Annotated in this window: 10 protein-coding genes; 2 read left to right on the top strand and 8 right to left on the bottom strand. The window is 70.3% G+C overall.

Annotated elements, in window-relative coordinates; translation table 11 throughout:
• Positions 1 to 248 precede the first annotated feature (248 nt).
• On the top strand, positions 249 to 1,814 hold the full coding sequence (locus J7E96_RS11245) for a sodium:solute symporter family protein (RefSeq protein WP_215130103.1): 1,566 nt from the start codon (positions 249 to 251) through the stop codon (positions 1,812 to 1,814).
• 32 nt (positions 1,815 to 1,846) lie between these two features.
• Here J7E96_RS11245 and J7E96_RS11240 read toward each other — a convergent pair whose 3' ends face one another.
• The 7 genes from J7E96_RS11240 to J7E96_RS11210 form a co-directional block, all read right to left on the bottom strand.
• Positions 1,847 to 2,962 (bottom strand): ADP-ribosylglycohydrolase family protein, encoded by a 1,116-nt coding sequence (locus tag J7E96_RS11240; RefSeq protein ID WP_215130102.1) that lies wholly within the window; start codon positions 2,960 to 2,962, stop codon positions 1,847 to 1,849.
• Positions 2,963 to 3,171: 209 nt separating this feature from the next.
• On the bottom strand, positions 3,172 to 4,605 hold the full coding sequence (locus tag J7E96_RS11235) for a flotillin family protein (RefSeq protein WP_215130101.1): 1,434 nt from the start codon (positions 4,603 to 4,605) through the stop codon (positions 3,172 to 3,174).
• A 120-nt stretch (positions 4,606 to 4,725) separates the two neighbouring features.
• Positions 4,726 to 5,235 carry a hypothetical protein gene (locus J7E96_RS11230; RefSeq protein ID WP_215130100.1) on the bottom strand — a complete coding sequence of 170 codons (510 nt, stop codon included), beginning with the start codon at positions 5,233 to 5,235 and terminating at the stop codon, positions 4,726 to 4,728.
• A 146-nt stretch (positions 5,236 to 5,381) separates the two neighbouring features.
• A complete protein-coding gene (locus J7E96_RS11225; RefSeq protein WP_285439439.1) occupies positions 5,382 to 8,066 on the bottom strand; it encodes a bifunctional FO biosynthesis protein CofGH in 2,685 nt (894 codons plus the stop codon).
• Entirely contained in the window at positions 8,063 to 8,716 is a 654-nt protein-coding gene (locus J7E96_RS11220) for an HAD family phosphatase (protein WP_285439441.1), read from the bottom strand. The genes J7E96_RS11225 and J7E96_RS11220 overlap by 4 nt, the downstream gene beginning before the upstream one ends.
• Positions 8,717 to 10,696: 1,980 nt before the next feature.
• Positions 10,697 to 10,915 (bottom strand): hypothetical protein, encoded by a 219-nt coding sequence (locus J7E96_RS11215; RefSeq protein WP_215130099.1) that lies wholly within the window; start codon positions 10,913 to 10,915, stop codon positions 10,697 to 10,699.
• A gap of 111 nt (positions 10,916 to 11,026) precedes the next feature.
• Entirely contained in the window at positions 11,027 to 11,872 is an 846-nt protein-coding gene (locus tag J7E96_RS11210) for an LLM class F420-dependent oxidoreductase (protein ID WP_215130098.1), read from the bottom strand.
• 223 nt (positions 11,873 to 12,095) lie between these two features.
• On the opposite strand from J7E96_RS11210, the gene J7E96_RS11205 reads away from it, so the two are divergent.
• Positions 12,096 to 13,646: a CehA/McbA family metallohydrolase gene (locus J7E96_RS11205; RefSeq protein WP_215130097.1), complete on the top strand. Its 1,551-nt coding sequence runs from the start codon at positions 12,096 to 12,098 to the stop codon at positions 13,644 to 13,646.
• Between the two features lie 59 nt (positions 13,647 to 13,705).
• On the opposite strand, the gene J7E96_RS11200 is transcribed toward J7E96_RS11205, so the two are convergent.
• The gene (locus J7E96_RS11200) at positions 13,706 to 15,094 is read right to left on the bottom strand and encodes an FAD-binding oxidoreductase (RefSeq protein ID WP_215130096.1); all 1,389 of its coding nucleotides are present in this window, start codon (positions 15,092 to 15,094) and stop codon (positions 13,706 to 13,708) included.
• Positions 15,095 to 15,312: the final 218 nt, after the last annotated feature.

Raw genomic sequence — 15,312 nt, 5'->3', positions numbered from 1 at the left:
CCATCGTGTTACCGCCGTCGCGTTCACGACAACGTCCTGGTGAGTCAAGAACAGGCAAAGGCGTTCTGCTTTATGACCTGCGTTCATATACTTGACCATGGAAAGCCTTGACCAGCCCCCCGAACAAACGGTTCAATCCCCAAAGTCCCCGCTCCCGCACGGGGGCGCCGCCCCATTGGACGTACTGACGAAGCACGATCCAGTTCACTGAGTTGAACGCAGCGACAAGGCGGACCCCTGGAGGGGGCATGAACAGTCTCGACTGGGCCGTGCTCATCGGCTACTTCGGAATCATGGTCGCGATCGGCGTCTGGTCCCACAAGCGCGTGGACAACGTCAGCGACTTCTTCACGGCCGGCGGAAAGATGCCCTGGTGGCTCTCCGGCATCTCCCACCACATGTCCGGCTACAGCGCGGTCATGTTCACCGGTTACGCGGGCATCGCGTACAAGTACGGCGTCACGTCGTTCGTGACGTGGTCCTTCCCCATCGCGATCGGCATCGCGATAGGTTCCAGCCTGTTCGCCCCGAGGCTCAACCGGCTGCGGTCGAGGCTGGGTGTCTCCTCACCGCTCGAATACCTCAAGACCCGCTACAACCTGCCCACGCAGCAAGCCCTGGCCTGGTCCGGCGTCCTGCTCAAGATCGTGGACGTCGCCGCCAAGTGGGCGGCGATCGCCACGCTGCTGACCGTCTTCACCGGCATCTCGCTCAACCAGGGCATCCTGATCACCGGCGTCGTCACCGGTATCTACTGCACGGTCGGCGGCCTGTGGGCCGACGCCCTGACGGAGCTGGGGCAGTTCATCATCCAGCTCTTCGCCGGGCTGGCGATGCTGATCGCGGTGATGGGGGAACTCGGCGGGTTCAGCTCACTGTGGACGGTGTGGGACAAGCTCCCGGAGAACCACAGCGACCCGCTGACCGGCGACTTCACCATGATGTTCCTGCTCGCCTATCTCTTCATCAAGACGTTCGAGTACTCGGGCGGCATGTGGAACCAGGCCCAGCGCTACATGGCCACGGCGAACGCCCGCGAGGCCACGCGGTCGGCGCGGCTGTCCGCGACCCTGTGGCTGGTGTGGCCGCTGGTTCTCTTCTTCCCGATGTGGTGCGCGCCGCTGCTGGTAGACGCGCAGAAGCCGGACGCCTCGGACTCGTACGCGCTGATGACCGAGCAGCTGCTGCCGCACGGTCTGCTGGGGCTGGTCATCGTCGGCTTCTTCTCCCACACGATGGCCATGTGTTCCTCGGACGCCAACGCCATCGCCGCCGTCTTCACGCGCGACATCGCGCCCGCTCTGTCGGTCAAGGCGCGCAGCTGGTCACAGCGGGCGGGGCTGGTGGCCGCGCGGCTGTCGACCGTGGCGTTCCTGGCGTTGTCGATGGCGATCGCGACGCAGGTCAATTCGCCGGCGTTCAAGGACATCATCACGATCGTCATCAAGTGGGTCGCGGGCCTGATGGGACCGATCGCGATCCCGTTCATGCTCGGACTGCTGCCCCGGTTCCGTAAGTCCGGGCCGACGGCCGCGCTGGTGTCGTGGGCGTGCGGGCTGTTCGCCTTCTGGGTGGTGAACTACGGAATGGACGGCGTCGCGACGCAGTACCAGGTGTCGGTGCCGCTGGCTGTCTCGCTGGTGCTGTTCATCGCCATCGGCTTCGTCAAGCCGGAGGACACCCCGGAGCGCGACGCGGTACTGGCGCGCATCAACTCGGACGGGGACGACTCGTCGGCGGGCGCGGCGGCGGTACCGGCCCCTGCGGTCGCCGGTGCCGGTGATGCCGCTGCGCGGGAGAGGGTGAAGGAGTAACGCGGGGCCAATGCGGGTCGGGTCGGGTCGGGTCAGGCTCTCGGGTAGCGGGACAGCCAGCCGGGAGCGTTGACCGCGGGGCCGTGGAGGGCTGGGCCCTGGGTCATCTCCATCGCGAAGTCGTCGGCGAGTTCGAGGACGGTGGCCCGCCCCTCCAGCTCCGCGACCCACCCCGGCGGCAGCGCGGTCTCGCCGTGTAGGGCGCCGAGCAGGCTGCCGCAGAGCGCGCCGGTGGCGTCGGAGGCTCCGCCGTGGTTGACGGCGAGGCGCAGGCCGTGGCGGATGTCCTCGCCGACGAGGGCGCAGTAGACAGCGACGGCCAGCACGTCCTCGGCGGTGCGGCCGTCGCCGAGGGACTCGACGCGGGCCGGGGACGGCATGCCCTGGCGTACGGCGCCGAGGGAGTGCTTGAGGGCGTCGGTCACAGGCTGGTGGCCGGGGCGAGCGGCGAGCTGGGCGAGGGCGCGCTGGACGGATGCGTCGACGGTCTCGCCGCGCGCCAGGCCGTGCACGACGACGGCGAACGCCCCGGCCGAGAGGTACGCCGTGGGGTGGCCGTGGGTCTGCGCGGCGCACTCGACGGCGAGCTGGAAGACGAGCTGCGGCTCCCACCCGACGAGGAGCCCGAAGGGCGCGGAACGGGTGACGGCGCCGGAGTCGCGGGCGGTGGGGTTCCTGGGCTTGTCGAGGGTGCCCATGGTCCCGTCGGCGAGCCCGGTCAGGCACTCGCGGGAGGGGTCTCGGCGGGCGTACAGCCACTCCTCGCGGGCGAGCCAGCCGTTGTCCTTGCGGCGCTCGTCCGGGCCCCAGTCGCGCTGGGTGAGGGCCCACCGCAGATGCGCTCGGTGTACGTCGGTGGGCGGGTGCCAGGCGCCTGTGTCGCGGCGTACCTGGGCCCGTATGAGGCCGTCGACGGTGAAGAGGGTGAGCTGGGTGCCGGCGGTGACGGCACCGCGTCTCCCGTACGCGGGGACGAGGTCGGTGACGGCGTCGATGCCGTGGGCCGCGCGTATCTCGTCGAGGCTCAGGGCGGCCACGCCGGCGCCGAGCGCGTCGCCGACCGCCCCGCCGAGCAGGCAGCCGCGTACCCGGCTGCGGAAGTCCTGCTGCTCGGCGCGGCCCCATACGGATGTGACTGGTGCGCTCACCGCTTCTGCCCTTCGGGTGTGTGTGCCGGCGTACGACGTCTGGACGAGCTCTGGAGGACGTCTGGCGCAGCACTGTAATCGAAGGGGAACGGGGCGTTCAGGGGACAGGTGTGCGGTGCGGGCTCCTCAAACGCCGGAGGGGCTGAAGTTGCCCAGGGGACAATTCCAGCCCGTCCGGCCATTGAGGACAGGCCCGCGGGGCGTCCGGGTCAGTCGGTGATCGGGATCTTGCCGTTCCCGTCGGCCGGCGCCTGCGCAGTGGCAGCCGGCTTCGTGCCCCGCTGGGTGATGCCCTTCAGCAGCTCCGCCATATCGACCCCGGTCGTGGAGCTGAGCAGCTCCATGCCCTGGGCGACGTTGTCGGTGACCGTACGGGCCAGCTGGCTCGCGCCGTCCGTAGAGATCACCGTCATCTTGTCGATGGCGCTCAGCGGCTCCGCCGCCTTCGCGACGACCTGCGGCAGCACCTCGACCAGCATCTGGAGGACGGCCGCGTCGCCGTACTGCGCGAACGCGTCGGCCTTCTTGCGCATCGCCTCGGCCTCGGCGGCACCCTTCGCCGCGATGGCGGCCGCCTCCGACTCACCCTCGATCCGTACGGCCTCGGCAAGCGCCGCTCGGTGCAGCTTCTCGCCCTCACCCGTGAGGCGGGAACGCTCGGCGTCCGCCTCGGCCTCCTTGACCTGGGCGATACGCCGCGCCTCCGCCTCCTGCTCCGCCTGGTAACGCGCGGCGTCGGCGGGCTTGCGGACCTTCGTGTCGAGCTCGCGGTCGGTCAGCGCCGCCTGGCGCTCGGCGACCTTCTCCTGCTCCGCCAGGACCTCCTGCTGGCGCGCGGCGTCCGCGAGCGGGCCGGCGGCGTTGGCCTTGGCGGCCGCGGCCTCCGTCTCGACGCGGATCTCGGCCTGCTTCAGGTAGAAGGTCCGCTCGGCGATGGCGATCTCCTCGGCCGCCTTCAGCCGGGCCTGCTCCGAGGCCCGCTTGGCGATGGCCTCGGCGATGTCCGCCTCCTGGCGGGCACGGGCGGCCTCGGGGCGGCCCAGGTCCTCCAGGTAGGAGCCCTCGGTGGTGATGTCCTGGATCTGGAACGCGTCGAGGATCAGGCCCTGCCCGGACAGGCTCGCCTCGGCCTCCTCGGCGACCTGCCCGGCGAAGGCGGCACGGTCACGGATGATGTCCTCGACCGACATGCGGCCGACGATGGCGCGCAGCGCACCGGACAGCACCTCCTGCGTGAACCCGACAATGCCGTCCTGCTGCTGGAGGAACCGCTGGGCCGCGGCCCTGATCGCGTCCTCACTGCCGCCGACCTTGACGATCGCGACGCCTTCGAGGTTCGCCTTCACACCGCGCAGGGTGACGGCGCCGCGGACGGCGATCGGAATGTGCCGGCTGGAGAGGTCGAGGGTGAACTTCTGCTGTACGAACGGCACGACGAAGACGCCGCCGCCGACGACGACCTTCTGGCCGCTGTTGTCGGTGGAGGTGTGCCCGGTGACCGGGTCGGTGGACGTCTTTCCGCGGCGGCCGGTGATGATGAAGGCCTCGCTGGGCCCGGCGACCTTGTAGCGCGTGATGACGACAAGGGCCAGGAGGACGAGGAGTACGACGACTCCGACGACCGCGACGATGACTGGACTCATGATGAATTCCCCCCTGCCTTCCCAGGGGACGGCAGCAGTTGGAACGGTACGTACTCAGGACTGTTGGAAACGGGTGGGACGGACGGGGATGGACGAGGTATGACCGGATGGAACCGGTCCTCAGCGTTCGACGGGGCGCACCGCGACCGAAGTGCTCGACAGTGACGCCTCGACCCAGATCTCGGCGCCCCGCGCAACCGGCACCGCGCTCTTGGCCGCGAGTTTGACCGGCTGGCCGCCGAGCCGCAGCAGCACCTCGCCGTACCCCTCGGCGGGTATCGCGGTCACGACGGACCCGGCGGTGCCGACGAGGTCGGTGCCGCGCGGGGTGGCGTCGGTCTGGTCACGCATCAGCGCACGGCTGAACTTCCACGCGATCCAGCCCGTGACGACCCCCGCCGCAACCCCGGCTCCCGTGGCCGCAGCGGCTCCGAGACCCGTGGCGCCGAGCACGATCGCGCCGCCGAAGCCGAACATCGAGAGGAACCCGGCAATGACGGGCAGCGAAAGCAGACCGTCGAAAAGGCCGTCGAGGACTCCCCCGAAAAGCCCTTCCAGTATCCCGTCGAAGATCAGCGAGAGCGCCAGCAGCACGACCCCCGCAATGCCGAGACCGAGAAAAACAGTCATACGCCACCCACCCCCGTGTGCGCCGATCGTTGATCTATTGACCTATTGATCTATTGGAACAACTTGAATAAGACGGATGGTCTCATGCAGGACTGACAGAAGGCATTGCCGGGTTCCGGCAATCTTTGCGCGCCCTTGATGCCGCGTCACTCCAGCACCGGCAGCAACGCCGGAAGATGACCGTCCGACGCCTCTGCCGCCCGCTGCCGCTCGACCGGTACGTCGCCGTACAGCGTCGTCCGCGGCTTCGAGGGACGCCCGGCGGCCTCCGCGATCGCGACAAGATCCTGGACGGATCGGTACGAGCCGTAACTCGAACCCGCCATCCGGGAGATGGTCTCCTCCATCAGGGTCCCGCCGAGGTCGTTCGCGCCGGAGCGCAGCATCTCGGCCGCCCCCTCCGCGCCCAGCTTCACCCAGCTCGTCTGGATGTTGGTGATGTGAGGGTGAAGGAGGAGCCGGGCCATGGCGGTGACGGCCCGGTTGTCGCGGTCCGTCGGACCGGGGCGGGCGATGCCGGCCAGATAGACGGGGGCGTTCGTGTGAATGAACGGCAGCGTCACGAACTCCGTGAAGCCGCCGGTCTCCTGCTGGATCCGGGCCAGGGTCCGCAGATGGCCGAGCCAGTGGCGCGGCTGGTCGACATGCCCGTACATCATGGTCGAGGACGACCTGATGCCGAGCTCGTGCGCGGTCTTCACGACCTCGATCCACGTCGCGGTCGGCAGCTTGCCCTTGGTGAGGATCCAGCGCACCTCGTCGTCGAGGATCTCGGCGGCCGTGCCGGGGATGGAGTCCAGCCCGGCCTCCTTGGCCGCCGCCAGCCAGTCCCGGATCGACATGCCGGTGCGGGTGGCGCCGTTGACGACCTCCATGGGCGAGAAGGCGTGCACGTGCATGCCGGGGACGCGTTCCTTCACGGCGCGCGCGATGTCGAAGTACGCCGTGCCGGGGAGGTCGGGGTGGATGCCGCCCTGCATGCACACCTCGACCGCGCCGACCTCCCAAGCCTGCTGGGCCCGGTCGGCGACCTGCGAGAGGGACAGGGTGTAGGCGTCGGCGTCCGTGCGCCGCTGCGCGAAGGCGCAGAAACGGCAGCCGGTGTAACAGACGTTGGTGAAGTTGATGTTGCGCGTAACGATGTACGTGACGTCGTCACCGACGACGTCACGGCGCAGCTCGTCGGCGATGCGGCAGAGGGCGTCGAGGGCCGGGCCGTCCGCGTGGAGAAGTGCGAGCGCCTGGTCGTCGGTGAGCTTGGCCGGGTCGTCGGCGGCCTGCTTCAGCGCCTGCCGTACGTCGGTGTCGATGCGCTGGGGCACCATGCCGGGGGCGGCGGCCTCACGCAGCGCGTCCCAGTCGCCGTACACGTTGTCGAAGTCGTCGCGGCGGTCGGTGGTGCGGCCGGTCGTGTCGATGGTGAGGTGCAGGTCGGTGCGCCCGGTGCCTGCCGCAGCAGCCGTGAACCCGTGGTCGGGCTCCTGCCACGGCAGACCCCTCGGCCGTACGTCCTCCCGCGCCAGCCCGGTCTCCGCGTCGGCGAGCGCGCGTACGTGCGGGACGAGCCGGGGGTCCAGCCAGGGCTCGCCGCGCTGGATGAACTCCGGGTAGATGGTGAGCCGTTCGCGCAGCTCGAAGCCGGCGGCGGCGGTCTTGGCGGCGAGCTCGTCGATGTGCGGCCAGGGGCGCTCGGGGTTGACGTGGTCGGGAGTGAGCGGCGAGACGCCGCCCCAGTCGTCGATGCCCGCGCCGATGAGGAGGGCGTACTCGGAGTCGACGAGGTTGGGCGGGGCCTGGATGCGCGCGCTCGGCCCGAGGATGTGGCGGGCCACGGCGATGGCCGCGGCCAGCTCCTCCAGCTCGGCGTCGGGCATGCCGCGCATGGCGGTGTCCGGCTTGGCGCGGAAGTTCTGGACGATGACTTCCTGGATGCCGTGGTAGGCGCGGGCGGTCTTGCGGAGCTCGAAGAGCGAGTCGGCACGCTCTTCGTACGTCTCGCCGATGCCGATCAGGAGCCCGGTGGTGAAGGGGACGTTGGAGCGCCCGGCGTCTTCCAGCACCCTCAGCCGTACGGCGGGCTCCTTGTCGGGGGAGCCGTGGTGCGGGCCACCGGGCTCTGCCCAGAGCCGGGTGGCGGTCGTCTCCAGCATCATCCCCATGCTGGGGGCGACGGGCTTGAGCCGCTGAAGGTCCGTCCAGGACATGACACCGGGATTGAGATGAGGCAGCAGCCCCGTCTCCTCCAGCACGCGGATGGCCATGGCCCGTACGTACGCGAGGGTGTCGTCGTACCCCTCCGCCTCCAGCCACTCACGCGCCTCGGGCCACCGCTCTTCGGGCCGGTCGCCGAGCGTGAACAGTGCTTCCTTGCACCCCATTTCGGCGCCGCGGCGAGCGATGTCGAGGACTGCGTCAGGGGAGAGGAACATGCCGTGGCCGTCGCGGCGGAGCTTCCCGGGAACGGTCACGAAGGTGCAGTAGTGGCACTTGTCGCGGCACAGGCGGGTGAGTGGGATGAACACCTTGCGCGAGTACGTGATGACGCCGGGCCGCCCGACGGCGTCCAGCCCGGCGTCGCGCACGCGGGCGGCGGAGGCGGCGAGGTCCAGGAGGTCGTCACCGCGCGCCTGGAGCAGCACGGCGGCCTCACCGGTGTCGAGCGCGACCCCGTCACGGGCACGCTTGAGGGCGCGGCGCATGGCGTTGGAGGTGGGGACGCTGCGGGCACCACCCCGGCGTCCGTTCCCAGCCTCGCTCCCAGGCTCGTTCCGAGGTCCGTTCCCGTTCCCGTTCCCGTTCCCGTGCGGTGCGCTCGCGTCGCGTGTCGTCATGCGTCCGAGCATACGAGCGACGCACATCGGCAGGGCCCGCTCTGCGGAGCGCCTGCCAGGAAGGCGGTGATGGCGGGGGCCGCTTCGCGAAGGCTGCTGAAGTGGCGGTGCACGCCGTCGACGGCGGCGGTGTTCACGCCCCACACAGTCATGCCGGCGCGGAGCCCGGCCTGTACGCCGGATGGCGCGTCCTCGATGACGAGGCAGTTCTCCGGCCGCGCACCGAGGCGTGCGGCGGCCAGCAGGTAGGGGACGGGGGACGGCTTGCCTTCCGCCACCCCGGCAGCGTCGACGACCACGTCGGGAACCGGTAGCCCGGTACGCGCGAACCGCCCACGCACGCGGTGCTCGTAGTTGGAGGTCACCAGCGCCCAGGCACCGGCCGGCAGCCCGCGCAAGAGCTCGGCCGCACCGTCGAACGCCGTGTACTCCCCGGACCGTACGTCCTCGTCCTCCAGCGCGTGCAGCGCGGCCAGGCACTGCTGCGGGTCCTCGGCGGGGGCGACAATGGCGAAGGTCTCCAACGGCCGCGTCCGCAACGCGACGCGATACACCTCACCGGGGTCCACCCCGTACCGCACGGCCCAGTCCGCCCAGACCCGACGCTGGTTGTCGAGAGCGTCGATCAGCGTGCCGTCGACGTCAAACAGGACACACCGCTTCGCGCAGCGGCGGCAGGGAGGTTCGGGGCTCGGGGAGAGTGACGGGGCCGGGGCCGGGGGCGGGGCCAGGGGCGGGGCCGGGATTGCGGTCGGGGTCACGGCCTCGATGATGCCAGCGGTGCCGGGCGGGGGCGTTGGTGACCCTGGGGCGTTGGTCGCATCTGCTGTGGGGGCCGCCTTTACCAAGGTTGGCGTCGGAGGTCCGCCCGGGGGGAGCCCACGGGGGAACTCCGGCAAGTGGTTGCTGTATCGCTGCCGGGCGACGGGTTTGGAGGTGGGGCGCGGCAGGTTTACGGGGTGGTGCGGCCCCAGGCTCAGCGACTGCGGGAACGGCCGTTGATGCGACATCCCCATTCCCACGCACACGACCACCCACGCCGGTGGACGGCCGGCCAGCCGGGTCGACCTGCGGACTATCCCGCCTGCGGGTGGGGCGCGACAGTTAAATGGGGGGACTCGGGCCGGTTCAGCGTCCGCCCCGGCCGGTGGTCGGTTGGGCAGCAAACACGTTGCTGATGTGGACGGGTGGTGAGGCACCGACTGCGACTGCGCAGCCCAGCAAATGGATCACGCGAGCCGCCCTCCGAGTCGCCCGAGCCAGGGTGTGGGTAGAAACGCTCCCGTGAGAGCCGGAAACGGTAGGGCTGAGACGGGTGGGGTTGGAGGGGGCCGGCCCGTCAAGTGCCGGGTTCGTTGCACACAAGGCCCCGAAGCGGGCCGTGGGAGCGGACGAACCCCACCCACGACGATCGAAGGTCCCGCGATGGCCGGGAGCGAAACGGCTGAGACCGGTGGGGCGGGAGGGGCGCTGGGATTCATCAAGTGCTGGAATCGTCGCGTTCCCAGGCGCCCCGAGCCGGGCCGGTGTGCGGTCGAGCCCGCAGCGGAACGAACGCCCCGGCGGCCCCAGCCCGCCATCCAACACGCGAGCCGTCCGTGCGAGCCGAAACGCTTCAGCGATGACCGCAAGCAAGACGGCTGAGGCGGATGGGGCTGGAGGCGCGTTGGGGCTCCTCAAGTGCCGGGTTCGTCGCATTCCAACGACCCGGACCGAGCTGCTGGAACAACCGAACCCATCAACGACGAAAGCAAGCTTCCGCACGGCCCAACCGTGTGTCGGTGGAGGCTGATGTGGCTGGCGGGGCATCGCATGGACCGAATCCATCACATGACACCCACCCAGACCACCCCCATGCGTCGCAACTGGGGCGAAATGGGCATACAGAGTCGTCATGTGATGGATTCGGACCACCGAGCCCCCTCAAGCCCCTCGAGTGCCGCGAGCCCCGTCGAGAACGTCGGGCCCACCCCAGCGGCCGCGCGGCCGCACTGTCCGTCCGGCCGGACCATCGGCAGGACCACTCGCTCCCGGGCAACCCTCCACCCACCCACACCAACCACGTGCTTGAGGCCGAGCCGACCACCGGGCGGGGGCGGACGCCACGCCCGCCCGAGTCACCCCATTCAACTGTCGCGCCCCACCCGCAGGCGGGATGGTCCGCAGGTCGACCCGGAACGGCCGGCTGTCCGCCGTCGTGGGTGATCGTGTGCGTGAGAATGGGGATGTCGCACCAGCGACCGTTCCCGCAGTCGCTGAGCCCGGGGCCGAGGCGCCCCCTCAACCTGCCGCGCCCCACCCACTCACCCGCAAGCCACCAAGCCAACCCGCGCCACTCCCCCACCTCGCGTGCAGGGCGTTTTCTTTTGGGCCGTCCCCGTGGAAAGCGTTAGCGGTGGGCCGGGGCGGCGGGTCAAGGGGAGCCCGAAGGGATCTCGCGCAGCGACGCGACCGCAGGGAGCGCCCTTGACGCGCCGCCCCGGCCCACCGACCCTGAAGCGCTCGGGACGACCCGAAACCCCCAGACGCGATCCGTGGTTCAGCTCGGCGGCCCCCGGTCCGCCAAGGTGGCTCCGCGCAGGGCGGTCAGTTCAGGGGTCAGGGGTTCCGGGGTTCCGGGGTTCACTCCGTCACGGTGTCGACATCGAGCTGAAGACTACGAAACCCAGGACCATGCCGATGGCCAGGCCCGCTCCCGCGACGATCAGGCCCGTCACCGCCAGCGGTTCGTCCTTGTACTTGGCGATTCCGCCGAAGACCAGGCCGAGGATGCCGAACAGCGGCGGGCAGATGAACAGCGCTACCGCGCCGAAAACGATCGCGACGATGCTTAATGGGCTCTTCTGCATGTGCGTAGCCTCTCCCCCGAGGTGCCGGCCGCAGGGCCGGGCGCTGTCCATGCCGAGGTGGCCAAGGTAGCGGCGCCCGGGCGCCGAGCACAGAGGGGCGGGGCATTCTGGTCAGATGAACGTCGCGTACTCATCCAGTACGCGAAGGACTTCCGCCTCGCCCGCCGGCGGCAGTTGCAGCACCAGCTCCGTGATGCCCAGGTCCGCGAAGTGCGCCAGCTTCCCCGGGGTGGGTTTCACCGCGTACGGGACCACTTGCAGGCCCTCCGGATCGCGCCCCGCGTCCTCCCATGCCGTACGCAGCACCGGCACGGACTCCGTCAGGCCCCGGCCGCCGATCGGGAGCCACCCGTCCGCGTACTCCGCGATGTGGGCGAACAGCTTCGGGCCCGCCGCCCCGCCCACCAGCGTGCGCGGGCCGGTCACCGGACCGCGTGGCTTCTGCACCGGCTTCGGGTGCGCGTATGACGCACGTACTGAGTCGAACTCCCCCTCGTACGCCGTCGGTTCCTCCGACCACAGTGCCCGCATCAGCGCCATCCGGTCCCACGTCCGCTCGCGGCGCGTGGCCCACTCGACGCCGTGGTCCGCGGCCTCCTCCTTGTTCCAGCCGTAGCCCACACCAAACGTGAAGCGGCCGCCGGAAAGGTGGTCCAAAGTCGCGATCTGCTTGGCCAGGTCGATCGGATCGTGCTGGGCGACCAGCGTGATGCCGGTGCCGAGGCACAGCCGTTCGGTGACCGCGGCGGCCTGGCCGAGGGCGACGAAGGGGTCGAGCGTACGACCGTACTCACGCGGGAGTTCGCCGCCCGCCGGATACGCGGACTCCCGGGACACCGGGATGTGGGTGTGCTCGGGCAGGTAGAGGCTGGCGAATCCGCGCTGCTCCAGCTCGCGCGCGAGCCGTACCGGCGTGATCGTCTCGTCCGTTAGAAAGATCGTGGTGGCGATGCGCATGCGGGAGCTCCTCATCATCGTGACCTCGGCCTGCCTGCCTGCCTGCCTGCCTGCCTGCCTGCCTGCTGAGCGTCAAGCTACGTCCTGCCGAACGTCGGCGCATCGGTGCCACAGGTACCAGCAAACCTCGACCGACGGCCCCCTTCCGTTGCAGGGGCGTTCACGGCTCAATATCAGTGTCTCTGTACGCAGCAACTCGTAACGCACCGACGGAGATGCCGGCATGACGGGTTCGACGACTGGACCGACGCGACGCGCACTGTTCGTGACCGGAGCGGCCGCCACCCTTACCTTGGGCAGCGTGAGCTTCGCGAATGCCGCGCCCGCCGACGGCGAGGAGACCACGACCGTACGCGGCACACTCCCGCCCGGGTCCCCCGACTACGTCTACCTCCCCGTCGAAGTACCGCGCGGCGTACGCGAGATCGCTGTGTCGTACACGTACGAGAAGACACCCGTGCCCACCGGCACCCAGGGCAACGCCCTCGACATCGGCATCTTCGACGAGCGCGGCACCGACCTGGGCGGCCGCGGCTTCCGCGGGTGGTCCGGCGGAGCTCGTACGGAGTTCTTCGTACGAGCCGACGCCGCCACGCCCGGCTACATCCCCGGCCCGGTGCGCGCCGGGACCTGGAACATCGTGCTGGGTCCGTACACGACCGCGCCCGAGGGTCTGCCGTACGCCGTGACCATAACGCTGCGGTACGGCGCCCCGGGCGAGACCCCCGCGCCCGTCTATCCGCCCGAGCGCGCCAAGGGGCGGGGGCGCGCCTGGTACCGGGGCGACTGCCACCTGCACTCCGTGTACTCCGACGGACGGCGCACGCCGGGCGAGATCGCCGCAGCCGCCCGCGCCGCCGGGCTGGACTTCATCAACACCAGCGAGCACAACACCCACTCCTCCCACACCGCCTGGCAGGGCCTGTGGGGGGACGACCTGTTGATCCTCACCGGTGAGGAAGTCACCACCCGCAACGGTCATGTCGTCGCCGTCGCCACCGATCCCGGCACCTTCGTCGACTGGCGCTACCGCGCCCGCGACAACCGCTTCGGGCACTACGCCCGCGAGATCCGCCGCGCGGGCGGCCTCGTCGTACCCGCGCATCCGCACGCCACCTGCATCGGGTGCAACTGGAAGTTCGGGTTCGGGGACGCGGATGCCGTGGAGGTGTGGAACGGGCCGTACACCCCGGAGGACGAGATCGCCCTCGCGTCCTGGGACAACACCCTGACCACCAACAGTCGCCGCTGGGTCCCGGCCATGGGCAACAGCGACGCCCATCGCGAGCCGCAGCTCGTCGGTATGCCGCAGACGGTGGTACTGGCCGACGACCTGACCCGCGCGGCGATCACCGACGGCATCCGCGCGGGCCATTCCTACATCGCCGAGTCGTCCGCCGTGTCGCTCACCTTCGGCGCCTCGGGCGGCCGTGGCCGCCACGCGGGCATCGGCGACCGCCTGGAGGTCGCCGCCGACGCCCCCGTCACCGTCCGCCTGGAGGTGACCGGGGCCCCCGGCTGCACCGCCCACTTCGTCACCGACCAGGGCGCGCTCCACACCGCGCCGCTGCCGGAATCCGGCGCGGGCGCGGTGGAGTGGCGTACGACGCCGCAGTACGCGACGTACGTACGCGCGGAAGTCCGCCACCCACCGAAGGTGCCCGGCCTGCCGGGAGCACTGGCGGCGCTGACGAATCCCGTATTCCTGGGGGCCGCCGGCCAAGTCGGGGGAACGGGGCGAATGAAAGGGCACTTCGGCTCCTCTGTGGGGTGACGCGTTCGCGCACCGAGGAGGGCTTCATGAAGCGTCCGGTAACCGAGGGGCCAAGGCCGTCACGGCGCGATGTTGTGGTTCATGCGGAACACGTTCTGCGGGTCGTACTGGCGCTTGATCGCGCGCAACCGGTCGTAGTTCTGGCGGTAGTTGGCGCGTACGCGGTCCTGGTCGTCGGCTGCCATGAAGTTGATGTAGCCGGCTTCCTCGGTGTGCGGGCGCAGCGCCTCGTCGTACGCGCGGGTCCAGGCGATGTTGTGCTCGGTGTCGGCGGGATTCTTGTAACTGGCGCCGAAGGCGGCGGAGAAGGACGCGTCGCGGTAGGCGAATGCCGTGTCCTCGCCGCCGACGCGGTGGCAGGCACCGTCGATCGGGAAGATGACGGTGTCGCTCTCCATCGACGGAATCGTCGCGCCGTATGTCATGTGGACGTCGATGGCGCCGTCGGTCAGTTCGCGGCTGAAGTTGCCCTTCCAGTAGTGGTAGAGGCCTGGCGGCAGGTCCTCGTCGAACAGGGTGTTGATCACTGGGTACGGCATGCGGTCGACGTACTGGCCGATGACCGGACCCAGTGCGCCCAGGCGGCCGCGGATCTTGTCGTCCTGGTCTGCGGGGCCGGTGAAGCAGGTGAGGACGCCGCAGACCGGGCGGCCGTGCCAGCGTTCGGGCAGGAACGGGAGCTGTGGGCCGAGAAGGACGGCGAAGAGGGAGTTGAACTCCTCCGGGGCCTCGGCGTTCATGTCCCGCCAGCGGCGCGCGACGTCGCCGTCGAGCGGGTAGAAGGTGGGGCCGCCGAGGATGTCGCTCACCGGGTGCAGCCGGAACTTGAAGGAGGTGACGATGCCGTAGTTGCCGCCTCCGCCGCGCAGTGCCCAGAAGAGGTCGGGGTGGTGCTGGTCGGCGTCGCAGGTGAGGAGGGTGCCTTCGGCGGTCACGACGTCGGCGGAGATGAGGTTGTCGCAGGACAGGCCGTAACGGCGGGAGAGGTGTCCCATACCGCCGCCGAGGGTGAGGCCGCCGATGCCGGTGGTGGAGACGGCTCCGCCGGTGGTGGCCAGACCGAAGGCGTGGGTGGCGTGGTTGAAGTCGCCCCAGGTGCAGCCGCCCTCGGCGCGGGCGGTACGGGCCTCGGGGTCCACGCGGACGGCGCGCATCCGGGACAGGTCGGCGACGAGACCGCCGTCGCATGTTCCGTATCCGGCGACCGCGTGGCTGCCGCCGCGGACGGCGAGGGGGAGCTCGTGGTCGCGGGCGAAGCGTACGGCGGCGATGACGTCGGCGGCGTTGGCGGCCCGCACGACGACGGCCGGGGTGCGGTCGTGGATCGCGTTGTAGACGCGGCGGGCCTCGTCGTATGCCGGGTCGGCGGGGGTGATGACGTCGCCGTGCACGGTGGCGCGCAGCAGGTCCAGGGCCAGGTCGGTGGGCTGGGTGGTCAGCGTTGTCATGGCGGGCACCGGCTTTCTGGGGGCGCGAGGAGTGGCTTCATGCGTCCGTTGTACGCCGGGGGGTTCGCCTCGGGCATCGCACGTACCACCCACTTCGGCCGGGCCGGGCATGGGCAGAACGGCCCATGGGTGCGCGGGCGGGGGGTGCCGCTGCGCGGGGCTCTTTCCCCTACCCGCCCCTTCCCGAACCGGGGCTCCGCCCCAGACCCCGCTCCTCA

It is taken from the genome of Streptomyces sp. ISL-96 (genome assembly GCF_018614035.1).
In the GTDB taxonomy this organism is placed as follows: Bacteria; Actinomycetota; Actinomycetes; order Streptomycetales; family Streptomycetaceae; genus Streptomyces.
The sequence above is the reverse complement of the archived record's forward strand: the minus strand, read 5'-3'. Positions and strand labels throughout refer to the sequence as shown.